This is a genomic window from Amycolatopsis sp. NPDC114505, from assembly GCF_055633615.1.
On the sequence record NZ_JBVKDV010000002.1, the window covers coordinates 2,009,174 to 2,030,823 of the forward strand.

At 73.0% G+C, this 21,650-nt stretch carries 12 protein-coding genes; 8 read left to right on the forward strand and 4 right to left on the reverse strand.

Annotated features, from left to right (window positions below):
- The first annotated feature begins 10 nt into the window (after window positions 1–10).
- Genes ACZ7OU_RS27365 through ACZ7OU_RS27395 form a run of 7 tightly spaced genes read left to right on the forward strand, consistent with a single transcriptional unit; the run spans window position 11 to window position 8,891 of the window.
- Window positions 11–1,231 carry a hypothetical protein gene (locus tag ACZ7OU_RS27365; RefSeq protein ID WP_470257294.1) on the forward strand — a complete coding sequence of 407 codons (1,221 nt, stop codon included), beginning with the start codon at window positions 11–13 and terminating at the stop codon, window positions 1,229–1,231.
- On the forward strand, window positions 1,228–3,237 hold the full coding sequence (locus ACZ7OU_RS27370; protein ID WP_470257295.1) for a hypothetical protein: 2,010 nt from the start codon (window positions 1,228–1,230) through the stop codon (window positions 3,235–3,237). Before ACZ7OU_RS27365 ends, ACZ7OU_RS27370 begins: the two co-directional genes overlap by 4 nt.
- On the forward strand, window positions 3,234–4,361 hold the full coding sequence (locus ACZ7OU_RS27375) for a hypothetical protein (RefSeq protein ID WP_470237224.1): 1,128 nt from the start codon (window positions 3,234–3,236) through the stop codon (window positions 4,359–4,361). Before ACZ7OU_RS27370 ends, ACZ7OU_RS27375 begins: the two co-directional genes overlap by 4 nt.
- A 2-nt stretch (window positions 4,362–4,363) precedes the next feature.
- Window positions 4,364–4,873, forward strand: coding sequence for a hypothetical protein (locus ACZ7OU_RS27380; protein WP_470257296.1), 510 nt, complete (start codon window positions 4,364–4,366; stop codon window positions 4,871–4,873).
- Window positions 4,870–6,534 (forward strand): hypothetical protein, encoded by a 1,665-nt coding sequence (locus tag ACZ7OU_RS27385; RefSeq protein WP_470257297.1) that lies wholly within the window; start codon window positions 4,870–4,872, stop codon window positions 6,532–6,534. The genes ACZ7OU_RS27380 and ACZ7OU_RS27385 overlap by 4 nt, the downstream gene beginning before the upstream one ends.
- A gap of 1 nt (window position 6,535) precedes the next feature.
- Window positions 6,536–8,602, forward strand: a complete 2,067-nt coding sequence (locus tag ACZ7OU_RS27390; protein ID WP_470257298.1) for an ATP-binding protein — start codon at window positions 6,536–6,538, stop codon at window positions 8,600–8,602.
- Window positions 8,595–8,891: a hypothetical protein gene (locus ACZ7OU_RS27395; protein WP_470257299.1), complete on the forward strand. Its 297-nt coding sequence runs from the start codon at window positions 8,595–8,597 to the stop codon at window positions 8,889–8,891. The genes ACZ7OU_RS27390 and ACZ7OU_RS27395 overlap by 8 nt, the downstream gene beginning before the upstream one ends.
- Window positions 8,892–8,901: 10 nt before the next feature.
- Here ACZ7OU_RS27395 and ACZ7OU_RS27400 read toward each other — a convergent pair whose 3' ends face one another.
- Both ACZ7OU_RS27400 and ACZ7OU_RS27405 read right to left on the reverse strand, forming a co-directional pair.
- Window positions 8,902–9,642 carry a hypothetical protein gene (locus ACZ7OU_RS27400; RefSeq protein WP_470257300.1) on the reverse strand — a complete coding sequence of 247 codons (741 nt, stop codon included), beginning with the start codon at window positions 9,640–9,642 and terminating at the stop codon, window positions 8,902–8,904.
- A complete protein-coding gene (locus ACZ7OU_RS27405) occupies window positions 9,642–13,226 on the reverse strand; it encodes a phage tail protein (protein WP_470257301.1) in 3,585 nt (1,194 codons plus the stop codon). The genes ACZ7OU_RS27400 and ACZ7OU_RS27405 overlap by 1 nt, the downstream gene beginning before the upstream one ends.
- 118 nt (window positions 13,227–13,344) lie before the next feature.
- Between ACZ7OU_RS27405 and ACZ7OU_RS27410 the strand changes: the two genes are divergently transcribed.
- Window positions 13,345–19,692, forward strand: coding sequence for an SDR family NAD(P)-dependent oxidoreductase (locus tag ACZ7OU_RS27410; protein ID WP_470257302.1), 6,348 nt, complete (start codon window positions 13,345–13,347; stop codon window positions 19,690–19,692).
- Between the two features lie 6 nt (window positions 19,693–19,698).
- Here ACZ7OU_RS27410 and ACZ7OU_RS27415 read toward each other — a convergent pair whose 3' ends face one another.
- Both ACZ7OU_RS27415 and ACZ7OU_RS27420 read right to left on the reverse strand, forming a co-directional pair.
- Complete coding sequence (locus ACZ7OU_RS27415) at window positions 19,699–20,511, reverse strand: SigB/SigF/SigG family RNA polymerase sigma factor (protein WP_470237216.1); 813 nt, start codon at window positions 20,509–20,511, stop codon at window positions 19,699–19,701.
- A gap of 110 nt (window positions 20,512–20,621) precedes the next feature.
- Complete coding sequence (locus tag ACZ7OU_RS27420) at window positions 20,622–21,599, reverse strand: esterase-like activity of phytase family protein (protein WP_470257303.1); 978 nt, start codon at window positions 21,597–21,599, stop codon at window positions 20,622–20,624.
- Between the last annotated feature and the right edge of the window lie 51 nt (window positions 21,600–21,650).

Below are 21,650 nucleotides of genomic sequence, written 5' to 3' on the forward strand. Positions count from 1 at the left end.
CAGAAGAGAGATGACCGAGGCAACGACAGAGGAACAGCCCTTCCGCCGGCTGCGGTACTTCCACGGCAGGCTGCTCACCGCGCGCGACTTCCAGCGCGAGCAGGAGTACTTCCGCGAGAAGCTGAAGCTGCGGATGCGCTGCCTGCTCGGCTACGGCGTGGTGTGCGGGCTGTTCGTGGAACCCGCCCCGACGGCGGACGACAAGGAGAAGCACGAACACCAGGCCAAGGTGCGCATCACCAGCGGGCTCGGCGTCGACTGCGACGGCAACGAGGTGGTCGTGCCGGGCAGCTGCTCGATCGACCTGTGGGAAGCACTGCACGAGGACGAACGCACCGGCGGGACGGTGTGGGTCGGCGTCGAGTACACCGAACGCGCGGTCGAGCCGACGCGGACCGTGTTCAACTCAGCCTGCGCCGACACCTCGGACTGCGACTTCGGCTACACCGAAGAGAGCTACTGCGTCCGGGTCACCACCAAGACGCCGCCGAAGGACGAGCGCTGCGAGACCTGCTGCACCCCGTGCGAGCACAAAGTCCTGTGGCTGGCCCGGATCGACGACGTCGACTTCGGCGAGCCGGTCCGCGAAGACCAGATCCACCTGGATGTCCGCCGCTTCTTCGGCCGCCGCGTGCCGACGGTGATCACCGGCGTCAACTGGCGTCACGGCCACACCTACACCGTGAACGAGGCCAAGGAGCTGCTCGGCACGCAGAAGAACTCGGGCGGCCTGGTCGTCGAGTTCTCCGACGGCGTCCGCGTCGACAGCCTGCGCCGGGGCGTCGTGGAGATCCAGGTGATCGAGGGCGGCGCCGGCCGCAACGCCGACACCTGGTACATGGGCGGGAGGTTCGAGGAACCCACCGACAAGGACGGCGAGTTCACCGACCGTTTCCGCTACCGGCAGACGACCCGCGAGACGCTGCAGGACGGCGACCGCGTGCTGATCACGGTCCGCGCGGCGTTCATCCTCGACCACTGCTGCCGCCCGGTCGACGGCACCAACGTCGGCGGCCGCGTGCCCTTCACCGGCCAGGTGACGGCCGATGCCGAGACGGAGTCCGGCGCCGAAACCGAGACCGAGTCGGGTCACGGCCACGACCCGAAGCCGGAGCCCGACCCGACCGGCTGCCTCGTGCCGCCCTCGGGCATCGGGCCGTGGACGTCGGGCACCGGCGCGGGCGGGGACGTCTTCGAGAGCTGGTTCTTCGTCACCGAGGAGCGTTCATGAGCAAGCCTGACTGCGGGTGCGGGTGCGGTGGGGCGCCCGCCTTCCCCGCCGCGTTCGTCCGGCCGCGGTTCTACGCCGGCCAGCTGCTCACCGAGGACGACCTCGGCCTGCTGACCGACTACGTGGCCGGGAAGGACCGGCTGCACAACCGGATGGTGTCCGGCCCGGGGGTCGTGTGCGGGCTCGAGGTCACGTGCGACTCGTGCGCCGGCGGGACGGTGTCCGTCCACCCGGGGCACGCCCTCGACTGCTGCGGCAACGACATCGTGTTGTCCTGCAAAGAAAAGGTGGACGTACAGGCGCTCGTCCGGGAGCTGCGGGTGTCCTCGCCGGGCGTCGCGTGCGGCGACCCGTGCGACGACGACCAGCGGCACTACGGGCTCTTCGTGCGGTACGAGGAGACCATGGCCGACCCGGTCGCGCCGTTCGCGACCGAGGAGCCGTGCCCGGCGCCGGGCTGCGTGCCCTCGCGGGTCCGGGAGGGCTTCCGGTTCGTCGTCAAGTGCGACACCGCCGACGACCACCGGTACAACCCGGCGACCAAGCTCCTGGCGCAGATCGGCGACAAGGACGCCTACGAGCACGTCCGCTTGCTGAGCCGTCGTCTCGGGCACTACGTGGACGCCATGTCGGTCGCCGGGACGGCGTCCACCCGGACGTTCGGGTTCGACGAGGCCGACGCCGTCCGGTACGCCGACAACCTGCTGGTGTTGCGGGACATCGAGGGCGTCCCGCAGCCGCCGCTGGCCCGGCAGTGGACCGAGTCCGTGCGGGCGCTGGCGAGTGCCATCGCCCGGTACGACACCTACGACGCCGCGGGCCAGGAGAAGCTCCGGACCGAGCACAACCTGGGGGAGATCGACACCGCCCGGCAAGCCCTCGGCACGGCGTGCGACCTGCTGGGCCGGACGAAGGCCGAGGACGTGTGGCCGGACCCGGCCCACCGGGCGGTCGCGCTGGCCGTCGTCGCCGAGACCGCGAGCCGGATCGTGAAACCCGATCCGAGCGCCCCCATCGAGGTCCGGCTGCTGGCCCAGGGGACTCCGCTGGACAACGTGCTGGAAGCGGAGTTCCGGGCCGATCTCGTGCGGATCCGCGAGTGGCTGCTCGGCCGGCTGGACCGGGTGTCCGGCGTCGCCGACTGCCTGCTGCACGACGACGTCCGCAAGGTCGCGATCCCGCAGCCGCTGCCGATCCCGGAGCCGGACTCCGCGCAGCGCCTGACGATCGCCGACCTGGGGCTGCTCGCGAACGCCGCCGGGAAGCTCACGACGTACGTGCGCCGGTTCGTCACCGACGCGGCCTGCTCGACGCTGAACCCGCCGTGTGTGGACTGCACCGACGAGGACGTGCTGCTCGCGCACCTGGAGCTGGACGGCTGCGACGTCGTGCGGGTGTGCTCGGCGACCCGGGAGCAGGTGCTGCCAGGCGGCTCGGCGTACGGCGAATGGCTGCCGAAGCTCTACCAGCTGCGGCACCTCGCCGAGCAGGTGTGCTGTCAGCCGACGCCGGTATACGAGCCGCCGGGCGTGCCGGTGTCCGGACCCGTCCCGCGGGCTTACGTGCCGAAGCTGCTCGAGCAGTGGCGGCAGCGGGGCCCGCTGGAGCACATGTGGGACCTCCTGGTGACGCCGGCGCCGGGGGAGACCGTGCCCAAGCCCGTGCGCGAGCAGGTGTACACGGTGCCGGCCGAGGTCACCGACAGCCTGCAGGAGATGAACGCGCTGCGGGGGCAGGTGAGCGACCTGATCGCGACCGTCGAGGCGCTGCGGGGACAGCTGGACACCGCGCGGGAGCAGGTCTCCCAGGTCCGGGAGGAACTGCCGGACCGGCTGTCCGACCGGCTGTCGGAACTGGAGAGCGCCCCCGCCGCCGAACCGGAACCCGAGCCGGAGGAAGCGCAGGAGGAGACGGTGAAGCCGAAGCCGCCGCCGCGGCGCACCCGGTCGTCGCCGGGCCGGAGCGGCGGGACCGCCCGCAAGCCGCGGTCGGGTGAGTCGTCGTGACCGGTCCGCTGCGCCCGGAGTTCCGCGAAGGGCAGGTGCTCGCCGCCGCGGACCTGGCGGCGACCGTCGCCTACGCCCGTGCGGCGGCCGTCCGGCACGCGCGCCTGTCGCACGAGTGGGGCATCGCCGACGGGCTCGCCCTGACGACCGAGAACCGGACCGACCCGGTGACGGGTGCCCGCTTCGTCGAGGTGAGCGTGCAGGCCGGGCTCGCGGTCGACGGGACCGGCCGGGAGATCGTGGTGCCGGCGCCGGTCGTGCTGTCGGAGGCGGACTTCGAGGCCGTCAACGGCGCCGACGGGCCGACGCCCGAGCCGTACCCGGTGTTCCTCACCGCCGCGGACCGGGCCCAGCAGGCCACCGGTCCCACGTCGTGCGCCGGCTCCGCCGGGCCCACCCGCATCGAGGAGTCCTACCAGATCCTCTTCCGGCGGCTCGGCGATGAGCGGCTGGTGGCCGATCAGCGGCCGCCCGCGGTGAACGCCGCCCCGGCCGCCCCGCCCGTCCCGTGGCTGGTGCTGCTGGGCTTCGTCCGGTGGACCGCCGGTCACTTCACGGCGGCGGTCACCGAAGCCAGGGAGGTCGGCCCGCGGTTCGTCGGGGTGCGCGCGGACACCGTGTCGGCCCGGTCCGGCTCGCTGTCCCTGCGGACCCAGCCCGCGGCCGCCGAGGGCAAGCCCGCGCTCGTACTGTCCGGATCGGACACTCCGACGCTGGTCTACGGGCTGTACAAGGGAACCGGCGACGTCGACCCGCTGCTGACGGTGGAGGCCAACGGGAACCTGACCATCGCCGGGAGCTTCTCCGGCCGGATCTCCGCGGGCAGCGTGCTGGCGACGTCCGGCAGCGCGACGGACGGCATGGTGCTGCCGCTGCCCGCCGGGGTGACGCCGGAGGAGGTCGCCGACGGCCGCGTGTCGCTGCACGTCTACGTGACCCCGCGGGTGCCGCCGTCCGACTCGGGGCTCACCGTCCCGGCCGAGACCACTGTGGACGGTGACCGGCGGGTCCGGTGCCGGCTGCGGTTCTACGACCCCGGCGCGGGTCCGGCGGTCACCGAACTGCCGGGCGCGGTCGACTTCCTGGTACTGGCAACGGTCGCGGCGACGAGTGGGGGTGGCTGAGGGTGGGCGTTTTCGCGGTGTACGAGTCGAGCACCGGAGTCCTGGTGGGCGCGGTCAAGGCGATCGACATCCCGGTGCCGGCGGCGGACGCGCTGGTCGGTGCCGCGCTGCCGGTCCGCCTGGGCCCGGCGACCCTGTCGCTGGCGGGGCGGGAACTGGCCGTGCACGACGCGGACGACCAGCCGGAGGTGTTCGTCGACCCGCTGGCGTACGGCGTCGTCCGGCCGAAGGATCAGCCGCCCAAGCCCGCGCTCGCGAAACTGGCCGAGCTGCCCGACGCGCCGAGGCTCGACGCCGCCGGGCTGCTGGTCAAGCTGCCGGCGAACCCGGCCCAGGACACCGCCGTGTTCGCGCTGGTCGCCGAAGGCCAGGACACGCTGCCGGTCACCGGGACCATCACGAAGGACACCGACCACGTGTCGCTGCCGGTCACGGTGAGCGCGGGCCCGCACGCCGTGCTGCTGCTGGTGGCGGGCTGGGCCGGCCGGCTGGAAGAGGTCGAGAAGCCGTGAGTGCCTCCACCGCCGGCGAGATCGTCGTGCACCGCTGCGCGGTGCGCGTGGTCCGGCGCGGGGGGTGGAGCTGGGGGCCCGACCCCCGGGGTCTCGTCCAGCGGGTGCTCGACGCGCTGCCGGACCTGCTGGCGGCCGAGTTCGGCGAGTACGTCACGGGCGAGGGGCCGGACCTGGAGATCACCGAGCCGGTGCGGCTGTCCGTCCGGCTGGCCGCGCGCGGGGGAGGCGGTCTGGTGCCGGCGAGCCTCGTCCTCGAGCGGACGGCGGGAGAGAACCCGCTGCCCGGCCTGGTCCCGGCACCGGTGCCGGTGACCGCCGAGTCGTCGGCTGAAGTGTCTACAACGGACACTCCCCTCGAGCTGCCGTCTTTCGCCGCGGACGCACCGGCCCCGACGGCGGCCGCACTGTTCGAGGAGCTCGCCGCCCGGGACGAGCTGGCCGCGTTGCTCGCCCTGCTCCCCGAGGAAGCAGTGCGGACGTACCTGGCCGCACTGCTCGCCGAGTTCGACGGCGAACCGGTGATCTCTGCGGGACCGGTCGCCGGGCTGGCGGCGGAGCTGGCTCGCCGGCTGGCTCTCCCGACGCCACCCACGACACGCGCGGAGCTTCTCGGGCTGCTGGGTTCGCCGGAAGCCGGAGAGCGGACGACCGCGCCTCTGGGCGGGAAACGGGCCGCCGTCCCGAGGCCGGCGGGGGAGACGAGGGTCGGCTCGGTGCTGCCGTTCCTCCTGGCGGGCCCCCTGGCGCGGACCGGCTACCTGGACGCGATCGGCCCGGCACTGTCCGGTGTGGACCTGCTCGGCGACGCCCCGCTGTTCGCCGCCGCGCTGGCGTACCAGGTCCTGGGCGCGCCGGAACGGGGCTGGCGGCGAACCCCCGAGGACGACACGACGGCCGCGACGTTCGCGGGCCTGACGGAGACGCCGGACCTGACCGCGTTCGCCCGGCGGGTCGGTCCCGCGCTGCCGGTGCTGGACGGCGTGCTGGCGCTGTCCCTGTGCCGTGGCCACGATCCCGCCGTTCCGCTGCTGGTCACAGGGGTCGACGACGGCCTGCTGCTGGTGGACGCGCAGGGCCTGTTCCCGATCGCGTGGACGTCCACAGTGGACGAACTGCTGCCGCACTGGGAAGCGTGCGGACGGCCACCCGTCCTGGTCCGCGACAGCCCGCTCCCGCCGACGTGCCTGCGGGAGCTGGCGGCGGCCGGCGTCCGGTTCCTCACCGACGCGCGCCCGCTGCGCGACGACCCCCTTTCCCGGCTGCGGTCGAGGACTCCACTGTGGACGACCGGCGGGGTGGAACCCCGGCTGGCGGCGGAGCTGCCCGCCGAGCGCCTGGACGACCTCGCGCGGACGTTGTTCGCCGGCCGCCGGTCGGTGCCCCTGGCCGGGGACCACGCCCTGGACCACAGCGTCGCGCTTGCGGCGTCCCTGTCGCTGGGCATGATCGCCTGGCAGCTGTGGGGCGGGGAGACACCGGTGCTGGCGCTGACGCGGTTCGCCGACCTGGAGGCCACCGTGCGGTTCACCCGCGACGCGGTGCGCGTCAAGATCCCCCTGGGCCGCCGGCACACCGACCTGTGGCGCGGCGGCGGTCTCACCGACGTGCCGAACGTGGTCTGGCTGGCCGGCCGGACCCTGACCTTCTCCGGTGGCTGAGATGAGCGGACTGGCGGTCGAGCACCTCCGGGTGCGCCTGGCGGAGCTGCACCAGGCGCTGCGGGCCGCCGTCGCCCGCCAGTCGGCGGCCGCGGCGGTGCTGACGCGCCCGGACCTGACGCCGTTCTGCGTGACGGACGAGCAGGTCGACGCGCTGCTCGACCGCGTGGACGCCTTCACCGAGGCGATGACCGAGCCGCCGTCCGCGCCGCGCCCGGACCCGGAGTCCGAGCAGCACCTCCGGCGCCTGGCCGCGGCCCGCGGGGTGACGCTGCCGCTGGACGCCCTCGCGACCCGCTACGGCCTGACCCGGGTGGAGCAGGACGCGCTGCTGCTGGTGGCCGCGCCGGAGCTGGACCCGGGCTACGAGCGCGTCTACGCGTACGTGGTGGACAACCTGAACCGGCGGGCGCCGTGCGTGGAGCTGCTGGTCACCGTGGTCGCGGAGACGCCGGCGGACCGTCTGGCGGTGCGCCGGGCGCTGGGCTCCGCGGGCCGGTTGCGCCGCTACGGCCTGCTGCGCGCGTACGGCGAGGCGCCGAGCGAGCCGGCCCGGGAACTGGCACTGGGCGGCGGCGTGTTCGAGTACCTGATGGGCTGGGGTGGCGACGTCGGGATCCTCGGCCACGACCCCGGCGAGGTGACGTGCCCGGTGCGGCAGGTGGCGTCCCCGTACCTGGAGTCGGCGCGGCTGGGCACCCTCGGCCGCGCGCTGGCCGCGGGCGACGTCGACGTGGTCGGCCTGTGGGGGTGCCCGCCCGACAGCCAAGCGGACGCGGCGCGGGCGTTGGCGGCGGCGGCCGGCCGGCCCCTGCGGCGCGTGACCGCCGACGTGGCGCGGGACCTGCGGATCGCCGCGGCGCTGAAGGCGATCCTGTGGCTGCCGGCGGACCGCGACTTCGACGAGGCGCTGGTGAGATCGGGCGTGCCGCTGTGCCTGACCGGCACGAACCCGTGGCGCCCGCCCGAACTGCTGGCGACCCGCACGTACGCGGAGCTGACGATCCCGGCGCCGGACTTCCCGGAGCGCCGGGAGATGTGGTCGTCGGCGTTCCCGGTGCTGGATCCGGAGGTGCTGACGGACCTGGCGGCCCGCTACCGCATGAGCGGCGGCGAGCTCCGCGCGGTGGCCGCGGTGGCCGACGCGGGCGCGCGCCTGTCCGGCGACGGCCACCCGGTCACCGATCACGTGGAGCCGGCGATCGCCACGGTGACGCGAGGCCGTACCAGCGGCGTCGTGCAGTCGATCACCCCGCGCCGCACGGCGGACGACCTGGTGCTGCCGGAGGCCCAGATGAGCCAGGTGGCCGAGATCGCGTCGGCGTTCCGCGCGTGGCCCCGCATCGCGGAGTCCTGGGGTTTCGCCCGCGCCTCGACCGGCGGGGTGAAGGCGCTGTTCACCGGCGAGCCGGGCACGGGCAAGACGATGTCGGCGGAGGTCGTCACCGGGATGCTCGGCCTGGAGCTGCTGAAGGTGGATCTGGCGCAGGTGGTGTCGAAGTGGGTGGGGGAGACGGAGAAGAACATGGAGGAGGTGTTCAGGCAGGCGGAGGACAGCCACGCGGTCCTGCTGTTCGACGAGGCGGACGCGCTGTTCGGCAAGCGCGGGGAGGTCAAGCAGGGAACCGACCGCTACGCGAACCTCGAGGTGGGGTATCTGTTGCAGCGCTTGGAAGCGAGCAATGGCCTGATCATCTTGACGAGCAACCTGAAGGAGAACATCGACCCGGCGTTCACCCGGCGGTTCCACTTCGTGGTCCACTTCCCGCGGCCGGGTCTCGCCGAGCGTCGCCGGTTGTGGGAGCTGGCGTTCCCGCCCGAGGCGCCGTTGTCGCCGGACGTCGACGTGGACGTGTTGTGCCGCTTGGACATGACGGGAGCGGGCATCGCGTCGGCCGCCCGCACGGCGGCGTTGTCGGCGGCCGACAGCGTGTCGTCGTCGATCGGCATGCGGCACGTGGTGCGGGGAGTATCGCGGCAGTTCCAGCGCGAGGCGCGGTTGTTCCGCCCGGCCGAGCTGGGCCGGTATGCTGGGCTTCTGACCGAAAACGGGAGTGCGCATGCCTGAGTTGATGCCTCCGCAGACCAAGCCCGCGGTGCCGGTGACGGCGCAGGAGCTGAGTGTCGCTTCGGCCGCGGACAAGGGGAAGAAGAAGCTGGTGCTGGTGCCGGCGGTGGTCGGGAACGCTCAGTCGGCGAAGACGGCGATGGACGGTTCGTCGAAAACGGTGCCTTCGCATCTGGCTTCGACGTTCGCGGCGGGGCAGGACCGGGTGGGGAACGCGGCGATCGCGGGGGCGGCCATCCGGGTGGTGCCGATGGCGGTCCCGCACAAGGAAGCCTGCCCCGGCTCCTGACGTCGGGTCGTCACCCCGCGCCGTGGCCGGCGAACGAAGCCAGGTGCTGGACCAGGCCGTTCCTGATGACCGTGATCCGGCGGCGGCCGGGCAGGTCCACGAAGGGACAGTCGGACAGGCCCTCTCGCGCAGTGGCCGACTCGTCGCCCGGCGCCAGCCACCGCAGCTTGCCGGAGCGGAGCCACGGCGTGAGGTCGAAGTCGTACTCGGCGACCCGGGGTATCTCCCAGTCCCAGCCGCCCTGGCCGCCCTCGCGGTAGACCGGGTACTTGTTGGTGCCCCACAGGTTCACCAGCCGGACCCCTTCCGGCTTCGGCCCGAAGTAGCTGATCGTCCACCCGGTGTGCGCGCCGACCGGCACCTCGGCGAGCACCGCCCGCACGTCCGGGGCGTCCAGTATCCGCGGGACCACGAACGGCACGTCCGGGCCCGGAACCACGGCGAACGCCGGGTGCTCCACCGGATCGGCGAGCCTCATCGCGCCCGTCATGGCCAGCCAGTCCGGCGGCCGCGACGACGACGGGCGGCGGATCGGGGTCTCGTGGTCCCAGAACGGGCCGTCGAGGCCGAACACGTCGATCGGCCAGCGCACCGCCTCGCCGGTGGCAGGCGACCGCGCGACCGTCACCTCGGGCAGCAGGGCCCGGTACCGGCGGTTGACTTCCTGGACCTGGGTGATGTCCGGCGAATCCTGGCCGGCGAGCCGGGCGCTCCGGACCAGCAGCCGGGCCCGTTCGGCGGGGGCGTCCACTAGTCCGGCCTCCCCGCCGGCGGGTGCCAGGGCCGCCGGTCCGTCCACTGCGGGGTCTCCGCCACGACGAACCGCATCGGCTGGCCCGGCGCGAACCGCACGAGACCTTCGTCGCCGCCGCGTTGGTGCTGCCGCACGAGCTTGTCGCGCATCTCCTTTTCGTGCGGGTCGTCGGGGTCCCACCGCACGACCGCGCCGTGCATCACGCCGAACTTGCCCGCCTGCATGTCGAGGACCAGCAGTTCGTACTCGTCGATCGGGATCTCGGTCCCGTCCGGGCGGCGGATGTCGTACAGGTCGTGGTCACCGGCGATGGGGTGCCGGGCCTTGTTCTTGTCGTAGCCGTGGACGACGTAGCCGAGCACTTCGAACCGGCCGGGGCCCAAGGGTTTCCGGGCCAGCTTCTTCATCTTGGCACCGTACTCCTGACGTTCGTCGACCCGCATGCGATAGCGCCTCCGGCCCGCCTCGACGTCGGCCCTCTCGAGGTTCCGCCGTTTCGGTTGCGGCACGGCGTTGACGAAGAACCCGACCAGGCCCTTCTTCTCCGGTTCGATGCCCAGGTACGTGTCCGACCGCTGGATCGTCTTCGCCTTGATGTCCACCGGTTTGTACCAGGCGCCGCGCATGAGGTGGCGGATCGAGTCCGAGTTGGTGGGCCGGACTTCGATGATCAGGTTGTTCGCGTCGGCGAAACGCTGGAACTTCCGGCCGTTCTTGATGAGGACCCCGTAGTCGGCCTGTGCCTTCTTCCGGCTCAGCGGCGAGTTCTCCGCCCGGCTCTCCTTGGACGGGTTGATCGTCGCGGCGAAGTGGACGACGTTGTGGTCGCCCTCGCGCCGTTCCACGACGAGCTTGAGTGCGGTCAGCCGGTGCCGGCGCCGGATCGGCGGGAGGCGTTTTTCGATCTCGTCGGCCGGCATGCCGGTGCGGACCAGGTCGTGCGCGTCGCGGAGCGCGGCATCGAGCGCACCCTGGTCGGTCCCGGGGTGCTTGTCCTGGCGTGGGTCCCCGGGCCGGCGAGCGGCCGGGCGCTTCCGCTTCTTCGCCAAGGCCTTGATCTTGGCCCAGACCTTCTTGGCCAGCCCGACGATCTTGTCGATCACCCAGTCGACTGCCTTGGTCACCGGCCGGGCCAGCTTCTGGAAGACCTCCTTGACCTTCCCCGCGATCCCGCCGACTCCCAGAAGCGCGGCCAAAGCCCCGATCAGCACCGGAATCGACCGCGCCAGAGCCTTCTCCACGAGCCCGGCCACTCCGCCGGCCCCGCCCTTGGCGATCGCGATCACCGCGTCCAGCACCGTGTTGACGAACTCGATGATCTGCTTCCCGTTGGTGACGATGAACTTGATGATGTCGATGATCATCTTGCACGCGCGGATGAACGCCGACGCGGGATTGAACAGCGAGATGATCCACGTGATCCCCGCCAGGATGATCGTCGGCAGCAGGTACGACACCAGGTTGTCGATCAGGTTCTTCTTCAGGTCGCCGACGCGGGTCTTGAGGTCGTCCCACAGGGCGCGGATGCCGCGTTTGCGGACCTCCAGGACGATCGGCAGCGCGTGCTCGCCCGTCTCGATCGCCGTCATGGCCTCCTTCGGGAGCTTGCGGGCCAGCCGGGCGCGGAGGTTGGCCCACGACAGGCCGATCAGGCTCGCGATCAGCACCAGGATGCTCGCGACGTCGAAGCTCGTCGGCAGCTCGATCCCCGCCGTCGCCGCGGTGCCCAGCAGCCACGACAACACGCCCTGCTGCAAATGCGTCGACGCGTTGTTCTTGAACTGCTTCAACCCGCCGCCGACCGCCGACACCAGGTTGCCCAGGAAGCCGATCGGGTCCTTCAGGATGCCCATCACCGCCTGCGCGGCCTTCGCGAGCACCCCCAGCAGCATGTCCTTCAGCTCGAGGATCGTCTTGATGACGCCCTTGACCGCGTCCAGAGCCTTGTCGACGAGCCCCCGGTTCTTCTCCTTCTCCACGGCGATCTCGGCGTCGACCGACTTGACGGCGTCCGTGTACTTCGTGGCCAGGGTGTCGACCAGCTCCGTGCTCTTGTCGTCGACCGACTGGGTCAGATCGTCGAACTTGTCGGCGAAACCGGCCGCCGCCCGGGTGCCCAGAGCTTTGAGGTCCTTCGGGAGGCTGTCGACCGCTTTCTGCAGCTCCGTGCGGCCCGTGGCGATGCGCTGCTTCGCCCTCGTCAGCTCGCGGCCGATCGTGTCCGCGACGTCGGAAATGACGCCGCGCATGCGCTTGACGTAGTGGTCGCGGGCCTCGACGAAGATCTGGTTCGCTTCCTCCGGCAGGCCGAACAGCTTGTCGTGGCCCCATTTGACCAGGCCCCACGGGCCGCCGTAGCGGCGCGACTTGTAGTCGTCCATCTTGCGCCGGTGTTCGGCCGTGAACTCGTCGCGGGCCACCTGCTCGCCCGCGGTGAACTGGACGTCGACGAGCTTGTCCAGGCCGGTGAGAATGCCTTCGACGTCGGTCTTCATCGTGTCGAAGACCTTCTGCAGAAGGGCCGTCACCTGGGCGCGCTTGTCCTGGTCGCCGGTCTTCGTCGTCTCCTTGCCGCCGTCGACCAGCCGGCCGGTGCGCACCCGGCGGGTGGCGATCGCGCCCATAGCGGTGGCGCCGAAGTGCTTGGCCTGCGCCGTGGTCTGGCGCAGCTGCTGCGACTCGTTCTTGCGGAGCTCCGGCGGTGTCGCCTCGGAATGCCGCTCCGCGGTCTTCTTGTCCTTCAGCGCCGGGCTGAACGCCGGGTCCGTCGACAGCTGCTTTTCGGTGACCTGGTTGTCGGCCATCTCCTTGTCGACGCTCGCCGGGCCGGCCGACAGGTCGGTGGCCGACGGCGGCAGCTTGTCCGGCGCCGCCTTCGCCGGGTCGGGCGTGCCCGGGGTGCCGGGCGGCCGGTCGGCCGTCATCGGCACGACCTGCTTGACCTCGGCGGCCGAGGTGTCCGGGGGTGCCGCGGTCGTGTCGGCGATCTGCTCGGCCGAGTCCGTCTTGCCCTCGCCGACCTTGCCCTGCACCTCGGCCTTGATCTCGGCCGGCTTGCCGGAGCCGGCGAAGTCATCGGCCTCTTCGAGGTTCTTCGGGGCTTTCTCGGCGATGGCCTTCTCGACGGCCTTGACGAACGCTTCCTTGTCGAAGTCCTTCGGCTTGGCCTCGTTCATCTTCTCGGCGTTGGCCGTCTTGCCCTGCGCGATCTCGTCGTCCTTGGGCGGCACCGAGGCGCCCTGCGCGGACGTCGCTTCCTTGTTCGCCGGCGGATGGGACTTCGCGACCGTCTGCTTCTTGTGCGCGATGTCCTTCTTCAGCACCGCGAACTTCGGGTCCGCGCCCGGACTCCGGGCCAGCCCCGCCGCCACCGCGCCGTTCCCGACGCTGTCCTGCGACTCCTTGCGCGACGGGTCCGCGAGCGGCTTCTTGTCACCCGCCCGCAACGCCGCCAGCGCCGCCGCGTTCGACGCCGGCAGCGGCGGGGGTTTCCGCGGCGGCGGGCGCTCCTTCACCGCGGCGGGCGCCGGGGCCACCGTCAGCGCGGGGAGCGTCGCGTGAGCCCTCGGTGGCGGCGGCATGGGACGGCTCTCCTCCCGCTACGGGAACCCCGGACAGCGTCGCAGCCGGCCGTCACCGGGGCGTCGCCGAAACGTCCCTCGTGGCCATCGAGGCGGAACCTGCGGTATACCCGGAGCAGTGGAAGATCTCCGGGCCGGGCTCGTCCGGCCGCTCACCGCCGCGTTGTCCGCCCAGCCCGGTGATCGGCCGGCCTACTCCGACGGCGCGCGGACCATCACCTACGGACAGCTCGCCGCCCGCAGCGCCGAGTACGCCGCCGGGCTCGACGTCGCGCGGGGCGATCGGGTGCTCGTCCACGTCGGCAGCCGGGTCGAGTTCGCCGAGTACCTCCTGGCCGTGCTGCGCGCCGCCGCCGTCGGCGTCCCGGTCAGCACCAGGGCGACCGAAGCCGAGCTCGCCCACATCGCCGACGACTCCGGCGCGACCCTGCTCATCACCGAGGCACGCCACGCGGAAATGGCGCGCCGGCTCGGCGAGAGCCGGGGCCTGCGGGTCCTCTTCGTCGAGGACCCGCCGAAACGAACGGCACCACAGCCGCGAGACGATCTCACGCTCGACGAACCGGCCTGGCTGCTCTACACCTCCGGCACCACGGGCCGTCCGAAAGGCGTCCTGCTTTCGCAGCGCGCGATGCTGTGGTCGACCGCCGCGTGTTACGTCCCGATGTTCGGGCTCACCGCGGACGACACGCTCCTGTGGCCACTGCCGACGCACCACGCCTACGCGCTGTCGCTGGCCTTCGTCGCCAATATCGCGATCGGGGCCCACACCCGGCTCGCCGACGGCCTGTCCCCGGACCTGCTCGCCGCCCACGCCGGCTGCGTGCTGGCCGGCGTCCCGGCCACCTACCTGCGGCTCCGCCAGGAACACGACGGCCCGCTCGGCGCACCCAGGCTGTGCTTGACGTCGGGCGCGCAGTGCACGCCGGCGACCCGCGCCGCGGCGCGCGACCTGTTCGGCACCGAGGTGCTCAACGGTTACGGGAGCACCGAAACCGGCGGCAAGATCGCCGTGGAGACGCCCGGCATAACCGGGTTGACCCCGATGGCCGGCGTCGAGATCCGGATCGACGCGGGCGAGGTGCTCGTCCGCGGCCCGGGGCTGATGCTCGGCTACCACGGGCAGGCGTCGCCGCTGCGCGACGGCTGGTACCCCACCGGCGACGCGGGCCGCCTCGAAGACGGCAGGCTCGTGCTCGACGGCCGGATCGACGACGTCATCGTCTGCGGCGGCCAGAACGTCCACCCGACCGAGATCGAGGCGGTGCTCGAGGAGTCGGTCCGGGACGTCCTCGTGGCCGGCCGCCCCGACGACGTCGTCGGGGCGGTGCCGATCGCGTTCGTGGTCCCCGGGCCGGACGGCTTCGACCCCGAAGCGCTGCGGCGGCTGTGCCTGAGCCGGCTCTCGCTGTACAAGGTGCCGGTCGCCTACATCGAGGTCGACGAGATCCCGCGGACGCCGTCGGGCAAACCGCGCCGCACTGCCCTGTCCAGCGCGCCGAAACCCCTGGACCTGGCCGCGATCGTCCGCGCCGAGCTGGTCGCGCTGTGCGGCCACGACGGCGGCGACGGCTGGCGCGACCGGCCCTTCACCGACCTCGGCCTGTCTTCGCTCGCCGGCGTCCAGTTCCGGCACCGCGTCACCGCGCTCACCGGCGTGCCCGTGCCGCACTCGCTGATCTACGACTTCCCGACGCCCGGCGAGGTCATCGCGGAGCTCGCCCGGCTCGTATCGGGTGACTCGACGACACGCGCGCCGGCGCGGCCGGCACCCGCCGCCGAACCGATCGCCATCGTGGCGATGGCCTGCCGGTTCCCCGGCGGCGTGCGCTCGCCGGAAGACCTCTGGCGGCTCGTCGCGGACCAGGTCGACGCGACCGGCGAGTTCCCGGCCGACCGCGGCTGGGACCCCGACGAGCTGTACGACCCGGACCCCGACGCGATCGGCCGGTCGGTGACGCGCCGCGGCGGGTTCCTCGACGGCGCGGGCGACTTCGACGCGGGTATCTTCGGCATCTCGCCCCGGGAGGCCCTGGCCACCGACCCCCAGCAGCGGCTGCTGCTGGAGACGACGTGGGAGGCGTTCGAGCGGGCCGGCATCGACGTCGCGACGCTGCGCGGCAGCGACACCGGCGTGTTCGCCGGCGTGATGAACGAGGACTACGCGAGCCGGTTCACCACCCCCCACGAGCTCGAAGCGTGGCTGGGCATCGGCTCCTCGCACGCGGTGGCCTCGGGCCGGATCTCCTACACCTTCGGGCTGACCGGCCCGGCGCTCACCGTCGACACGGCCTGTTCGTCGTCGCTGGTCGCCCTGCACCTCGCGGCGAAAGCGCTGCGCGCGGGCGAATGCTCGCTCGCGGTCGCCGGCGGGGCGACGGTGATGGCGACCCCGCGGACCTTCCTGGCCTTCAGCCGCCAGCGCGGCCTGTCCCCGGACGGGCGGTGCCGGTCCTACGCCGCCGGAGCGGACGGCACGGCCTGGTCCGAGGGCGCCGGCGCGCTCCTGCTGGAACGGCTGTCCGACGCGCGCCGGCACGGGCACCCGGTCCTGGCGCTCCTGCGCGGGACGGCGGTGAACGCCGACGGCGCGTCGAACGGGCTGACCGCGCCGAACGGGCGTGCGCAGCAGGCCCTGATCGCGTCGGCCCTCGCGGACGCCGGACTGGCCGCCGCCGACGTCGACGCCGTCGAGGGGCACGGGACCGGCACGTCCCTGGGCGACCCGATCGAGGCGGAAGCGGTGATCGCGGCGTACGGCCGGGGCGGCGACCCGCTGTGGCTCGGCTCGGTGAAGTCGAACATCGGCCACACGCAGGCCGCGGCCGGGGTCGCCGGCGTGATCAAGATGGTCGAGGCCTTGCGGCACGAGCAGCTGCCGCCGTCGCTGTACGCCGACGAGCCGAGCCCGCACGTCGACTGGGCCGGCGGCGGGGTGGCGCTGCTGTCCGAGGCGCGGCCGTGGCCGCGCGCGAGCCGGGTCCGCCGGGCCGGGGTGTCCGCCTTCGGGATCGGCGGCACCAACGCGCACGTGCTCCTCGAAGAGGCACCGGCACCGGAAACCGAAGCGCCGCAGGCGTTTCCGGCGGTGCCGTGGCTGCTCAGCGCGGCCGACGACGACGCGCTGCGGCAGGTCGCGGCCGGCCTGGCCGGGGCTCCGGACACCATCGACGTCGCCTACACGCTCGCCCGCCGGACGCCGCTCGCGCACCGCGTGCTGGTGCCCGCCGGGAATCCCGAAGCCCTGCGGGCCGTCGCCGAGGGCCGTGTGCCCGGCCGGACCGTGCGCGGCGGGATCCGGCTGGCCCTCCTGTTCAGCGGGCAGGGTGCGCAACGCGCCGGCATGGGACGGGAGCTTTCCGACCTGTTCCCGGTGTTCGCCGACGCCTTCGACGAAGCGTGCGAGGCGCTGGGCGGCCCGGTGCGCGACATCGCGTTCACCGGCGGCGAGGCGCTGGACCGCACGGATCACGCCCAGGCCGCGCTGTTCGCCTTCGAGGTCGCCCAGTACCGGCTGTTCGAGTCCTGGGGGCTGCGGCCGGACGTGCTGGCCGGGCATTCGGTCGGCGAGATCGCCGCCGCGCACGTCGCCGGGGTGCTGTCCCTGCCGGACGCGGCGACGCTGGTGGCCGCCCGTGGCCGGCTCATGGCCTCGCTGCCCGGCGGCGGGGTGATGATCGCCGTGGAAGCCACCGAAGCCGAGGTGGCGCCGCTGGTGGGCGACGGGGTCGCGATCGCCGCGGTCAACGGCCCGCGCTCGCTCGTCCTCTCCGGTGAGGACACCGCGACGACGGCCCTGGCCGCGCGCTTCGGCGGCGGGACTCGGCTGCGCGTCAGCCACGCTTTCCATTCGCCGCTGCTGGAGCCGGTGCTCGACGAGTTCCACGACGTCGCCACCGGGCTGAAGCACCACCGGCCGGTCCTGCCGCTGGTGTCGTGCCTGACCGGGCAGCTCGTCGACGAGATCGAGCCCGGTCACTGGCGGCGGCACGCCCGCTCGGCCGTGCGGTTCGCGGACGCCGTGGCCACGATCGCCGCCCCCGGCCCGGTCGTCGGCCTCGAAATCGGGCCGGCGCCCGTGCTCAGCCGGCACGCGGCCGGCACCCAGCCGGGGACGATGTCGGGCCGCGGAGTGCTGACGGCGGCCGGCGCCGTGCACACCGCCGGCGTCTCCGTCGACTGGCGCGCGGTGTTCGCCGGCAGCGGCGCGCGGATCACGGCCTTGCCCACGTACCCGTTCAAGCGCACCCGGTACTGGCTCGACGCACAGTCGCCCGTGCCGGAGCCAACCGGCGGGGACCACGCGATCCTCGGTCCGGCGCTGGTCGCGCCCGACTCGCCGCGGGTCGTGCACGGCGGCTCGCTCGGCGTCCGCCGGCACCGGTGGCTCGCCGACCACGTAGTCGGGGGAGTGGTCCTGGCGCCGGGGACGGCGTTCGTCGAACTGGCCCTGCACGCCGGCGGGACGGCGGTCGAGGAGTTGACGATCGAAGCGCCGCTGCGGCTCGACGGCGGCCAGGACGTCCACGTCCAGGTCGTCGTGGACGGGCCGCGCGTGGACGTCTACGCGCGGCGTCCGGCGGACGAGCGCTGGCAGAAGCACGCGTCGGGACGGGTGCGTCCGCGTAGGCCCGTTCCGGCCGGCTGGACCGGGGCATGGCCGCCGCCGGACGCTGTGGAAGCCGACGTCGCCGAGGCCTACCGCGCCCACTCCTACGGTCCTGTTTTCCAAGCCGTACAACGGTTGTGGACGCGTGAGGAGGAGTTCTTCGCCGAGGTGGAGCTGGCGCCGGATGTCGGCGGGCGCTTCGCGCTGCACCCCGTCCTGCTGGACGCGGCCGTGCACGCGACGGCGCTCGCCGAGGGGCCGGCGGCCGAGCCGAGGGTGCCGTTCCTCTGGAGCGGCGTCGAGGTCCACGCGCCCGGAGCCCGGCGGGCCCGGGTGCACGGCGTCCGCCTCGGCGCCGGCGCCGTCCGGGTCGACCTGTTCGACGACGGCGGGCAGCCGGTCGCCCGCGTCGAGTCCCTGACGACGCGGCCGATGGCGGCCCGGGACACGATGCTCTACCGTCCACAGTGGATTCCGATGACCCTGCCGCCGCCGGTGGCGACTGCGGAACCGGTGCGGGTGGTGGAAATCGGGCCCGGCGACGTCCGGACGGCGACCGGCCGGGCACTCGCCGTCCTGCACGACTGGCAGGAGCGCGGCGACCGGCTGGTCCTCGTGACGCGGAACGCGACCGGGCCGGTCCCGGACCTCGCCGCGGCGGCGGTCTGGGGCTTCGGGTGCGCCGCGGCGGCGGAGTACCCGGGCCGGATCACCTTGGTCGACCTGGAGCCCGGCTTCCCGGTGGAGCGGGTCGCCGGCCTCGTCGGCGGCAGCGCGGAGCCGCAGATCGCCGTCCGCGACGGGGTGCCGCACGTGCTGCGGATCGCGCGGGCCGCGCCGTCCGAGGGCCGGCCGTTCGGTCCGGAAGGGACGGTGCTGGTCACCGGCGGGACGGGCGCGCTCGGCCGGGCGCTGGCCCGGCACCTGGTGGCCGCGTACGACGTCCGGCACCTGCTGCTGGTGAGCCGGAGCGGGCCGTCGGCTCCCGGCGCCGCGGAGTTGCGGGCGGAGCTGGGTTCGAGGGTGCGGATCGTCGCCGCCGACGTCGCGGACCGGGCTGTTCTGACGCGGCTGGTCGAGAGCTGCGACCCGCCGCTGACGGCCGTCGTGCACAGCGCGGCGGTGGTGGACGACGGTGTCCTGGCCGCGCAGACGCCGGAGCGCCTGGACACCGTGCTGCGCCCGAAGGTGGACGCGGCGCTGGTGCTCGACGAGGTGACCCGGCACCTGCCGCTGACGGCGTTCGTCCTGTTCTCGTCGATCGCCGGGGTGTTCGGCAAGGCGGGGCAGGCCAACTACGCGGCCGCGAACCGGGTGCTGGACGCGCTGGCGCACCGGCGCCGGGCCGAGGGGCTGCCCGCGTTGTCGCTGGCGTGGGGGCTGTGGGAGCTGGGCACGGGCCTCGGCGACCGGATCTCGGCCGCGGCCCGCCGCCGGATCCACGCGTCCGGCGTCGCGGGGCTCACGGCGGAGCAGGGCCTGGCGCTGTTCGACGCGGCACTCGGCTCGGCCGAACCGGTGCTGGTCCCGGTCCGCTTCGACCCGAGCGCGTCGATGGCCCCGCCGACCGGCGGTTCACGTGCCGCGGCACCGCGTCCCACGTGGCCGTCGAACCCGACGGAGCCCGAGCTGCGCGAGCTGGTCCGCACGGAGGTCGCGGCGGTCCTGGGCCACCCGGACGCTTCGGTGATCGCCGACGACCGGCCGTTCCTGGAGCTGGGCTTCGACTCGTTGACGGTGATCGAGCTGCGCACCCGGCTGGCCGGGCTGTCGGGAATCGACCTGCCGGCCACGGTGGTCTTCGACCAGCCGACCGTGGCCGAGCTGGCCGCCTACCTGAAGGAGCAGACGAGCTGAAGGGCCCTAGTCGGCGACGATGCGGTGGCGCAGCTGTTCCAGCGTTTTGGTCAGCAGCCGGGAGATCTGCATCTGGGAGACGCCCACCCGCTCGGCGATCTGGCTCTGCGTCAGCTCCTCGACGAACCGCATCTCGATGATCGCGCGCTCCCGGGGCGGCAGGCCGGCCATCGCGGCCTGCAACGTCAGGTGGTCGTCGGCCTTGCTGTACGGGGTCTCCTCGTCGGCCAGCTGGTCGGCGACCGTGACGTTGTCGCCGCCGCGGGCGGGCGCGTCGAGGGACGCCGGCTTGTACGCCTCCGCCGCGAGCAGACCTTCGCGGACCGTCTCGACGTCGATGTCGAGGTGGGCCGCGAGCTCGCTTGGGGTGGGGGAGCGGCCCAGGTCGTGGGCCAGCTCGCCGGTCGCCCGGGCGAGGTTCTGCTGCAGCTCCTTGAGCCCCCGGGGCACGCGCATCGACCACGCGCTGTCGCGGAAGTGACGGCGGACCTCGCCCATGATCGTCGGTACGGCGAAGGACAGGAAGTCGCGGCCCTTGGCCGGGTCGTAGCGGTCGACGGCGTGGATCAGGCCGGTCCGCGCGACCTGCACGAGGTCGTCGAAGGACTCGCCGCGGCCGCCGAAGCGCTTGGCGATGTTCTCGGCGAGCTCGAGGTGCTCGGTGATCAGCCGGTCGCGCAGGTCGGATCGCCGGGGGTCCTCGGCCGGCAGCCCGCTGTGCTCGTGGAACAACGGAACGCAGTGGGCGAACTGGTTGGCCCGCCGTGGTGGGGACACGACGAGCGTCGCGGTGGGACGTTCCGGTGCTCTGACAACCATGGTGCCCACATACCCAAAGCCGTCCTGAATCACACGAACCGGTGATCAGGAAGGCGGGTATTAGTGCACTCGGAGTAACAAAGGTAAGCGGGAGGCTAAGTGCGTTTTCCTCAGCAGGGCAGCGTCCCGGTCCGCAGGGCGTGGTTGCCGTCGTTCGCGTCGTCCGACCACACCACCGTCTTGCGCGCGGCGGAACACTGCGGCGAGATCGCGAACCCCTCGTTGTTGTAGTTCGGCATCTTCGACGGCCGCGCGTACGTCGCCGAGACGGTGAACTTGCCGCCGGTGATCTTCAGCGTCGCCGTCTTGCCGTCGCAGGTGTCGTCGCAGACCGACCAGAGGCTGCCCGTCGCCGGGTCGAACTCCAGCTCCATGACCTTCGGGAACCCGGACGCGATGGTCGCCACCCGGGTGAACCCGCCGCCCGCCTGGTCGAGCGCGTAGGCGTAGATCTTGCCCTCGTCCTCGAGGCCGACGAAGTAGAGGCCGGTGCCGTGGCCGGCGTAGGTCGCCGGGTCGTACGCCGCCTTCGTGTGGTCGTCGCGGAAGCCGCCGGCGGTCAGGAACGAGTCCGGGACCCAGGTGATGCCCTCGAAGCCGCCGTTGTCGTCGACCGACGGCAGGTCGCCCGTGAGGTCCCACTCCGCGACCGCGCTGAGTGACGCCGACGACGCACCGGTGTCGAACCGCAGCACCTTCAGCAGGCTGCCGTCCTCGTCGTTGTCCCGCTCGGTCGCGGCGAAGACGCCGTCGGGCGTGGCCACCACGCCTTCCGCGTCCGGGTCACCGCTGCCGTCACGGTAGTGCAGCTTCTTCCCGGACGGCCAGCCGCTCGCCGGCGCCCAGGTGGTGCCGGTGCGGGTGAGCCGGTAGAGGGTGCCGGGGCCGTTCTTGACCGCCCACAGCTCGTCGGCGCTCGCGAACGAGAGCCCGCTGAGGTTCTCGCCGAAGTAGCCGGCGGCGTCGGCGACCGTGACGGCCGGATCGCCGGGCCACTTCGCCGTCGCGGCCTGCGCGCTGCCGGGAGACGCGGTGAGCAGCGCCGAAACGAGGATCGCGGATGCGGCGAACCGAGGGGGGATACGCACGTCGTGCTCCTGAGGGCCGGTGCGGCGTCGTCGAGAAATGATCTTGACGCA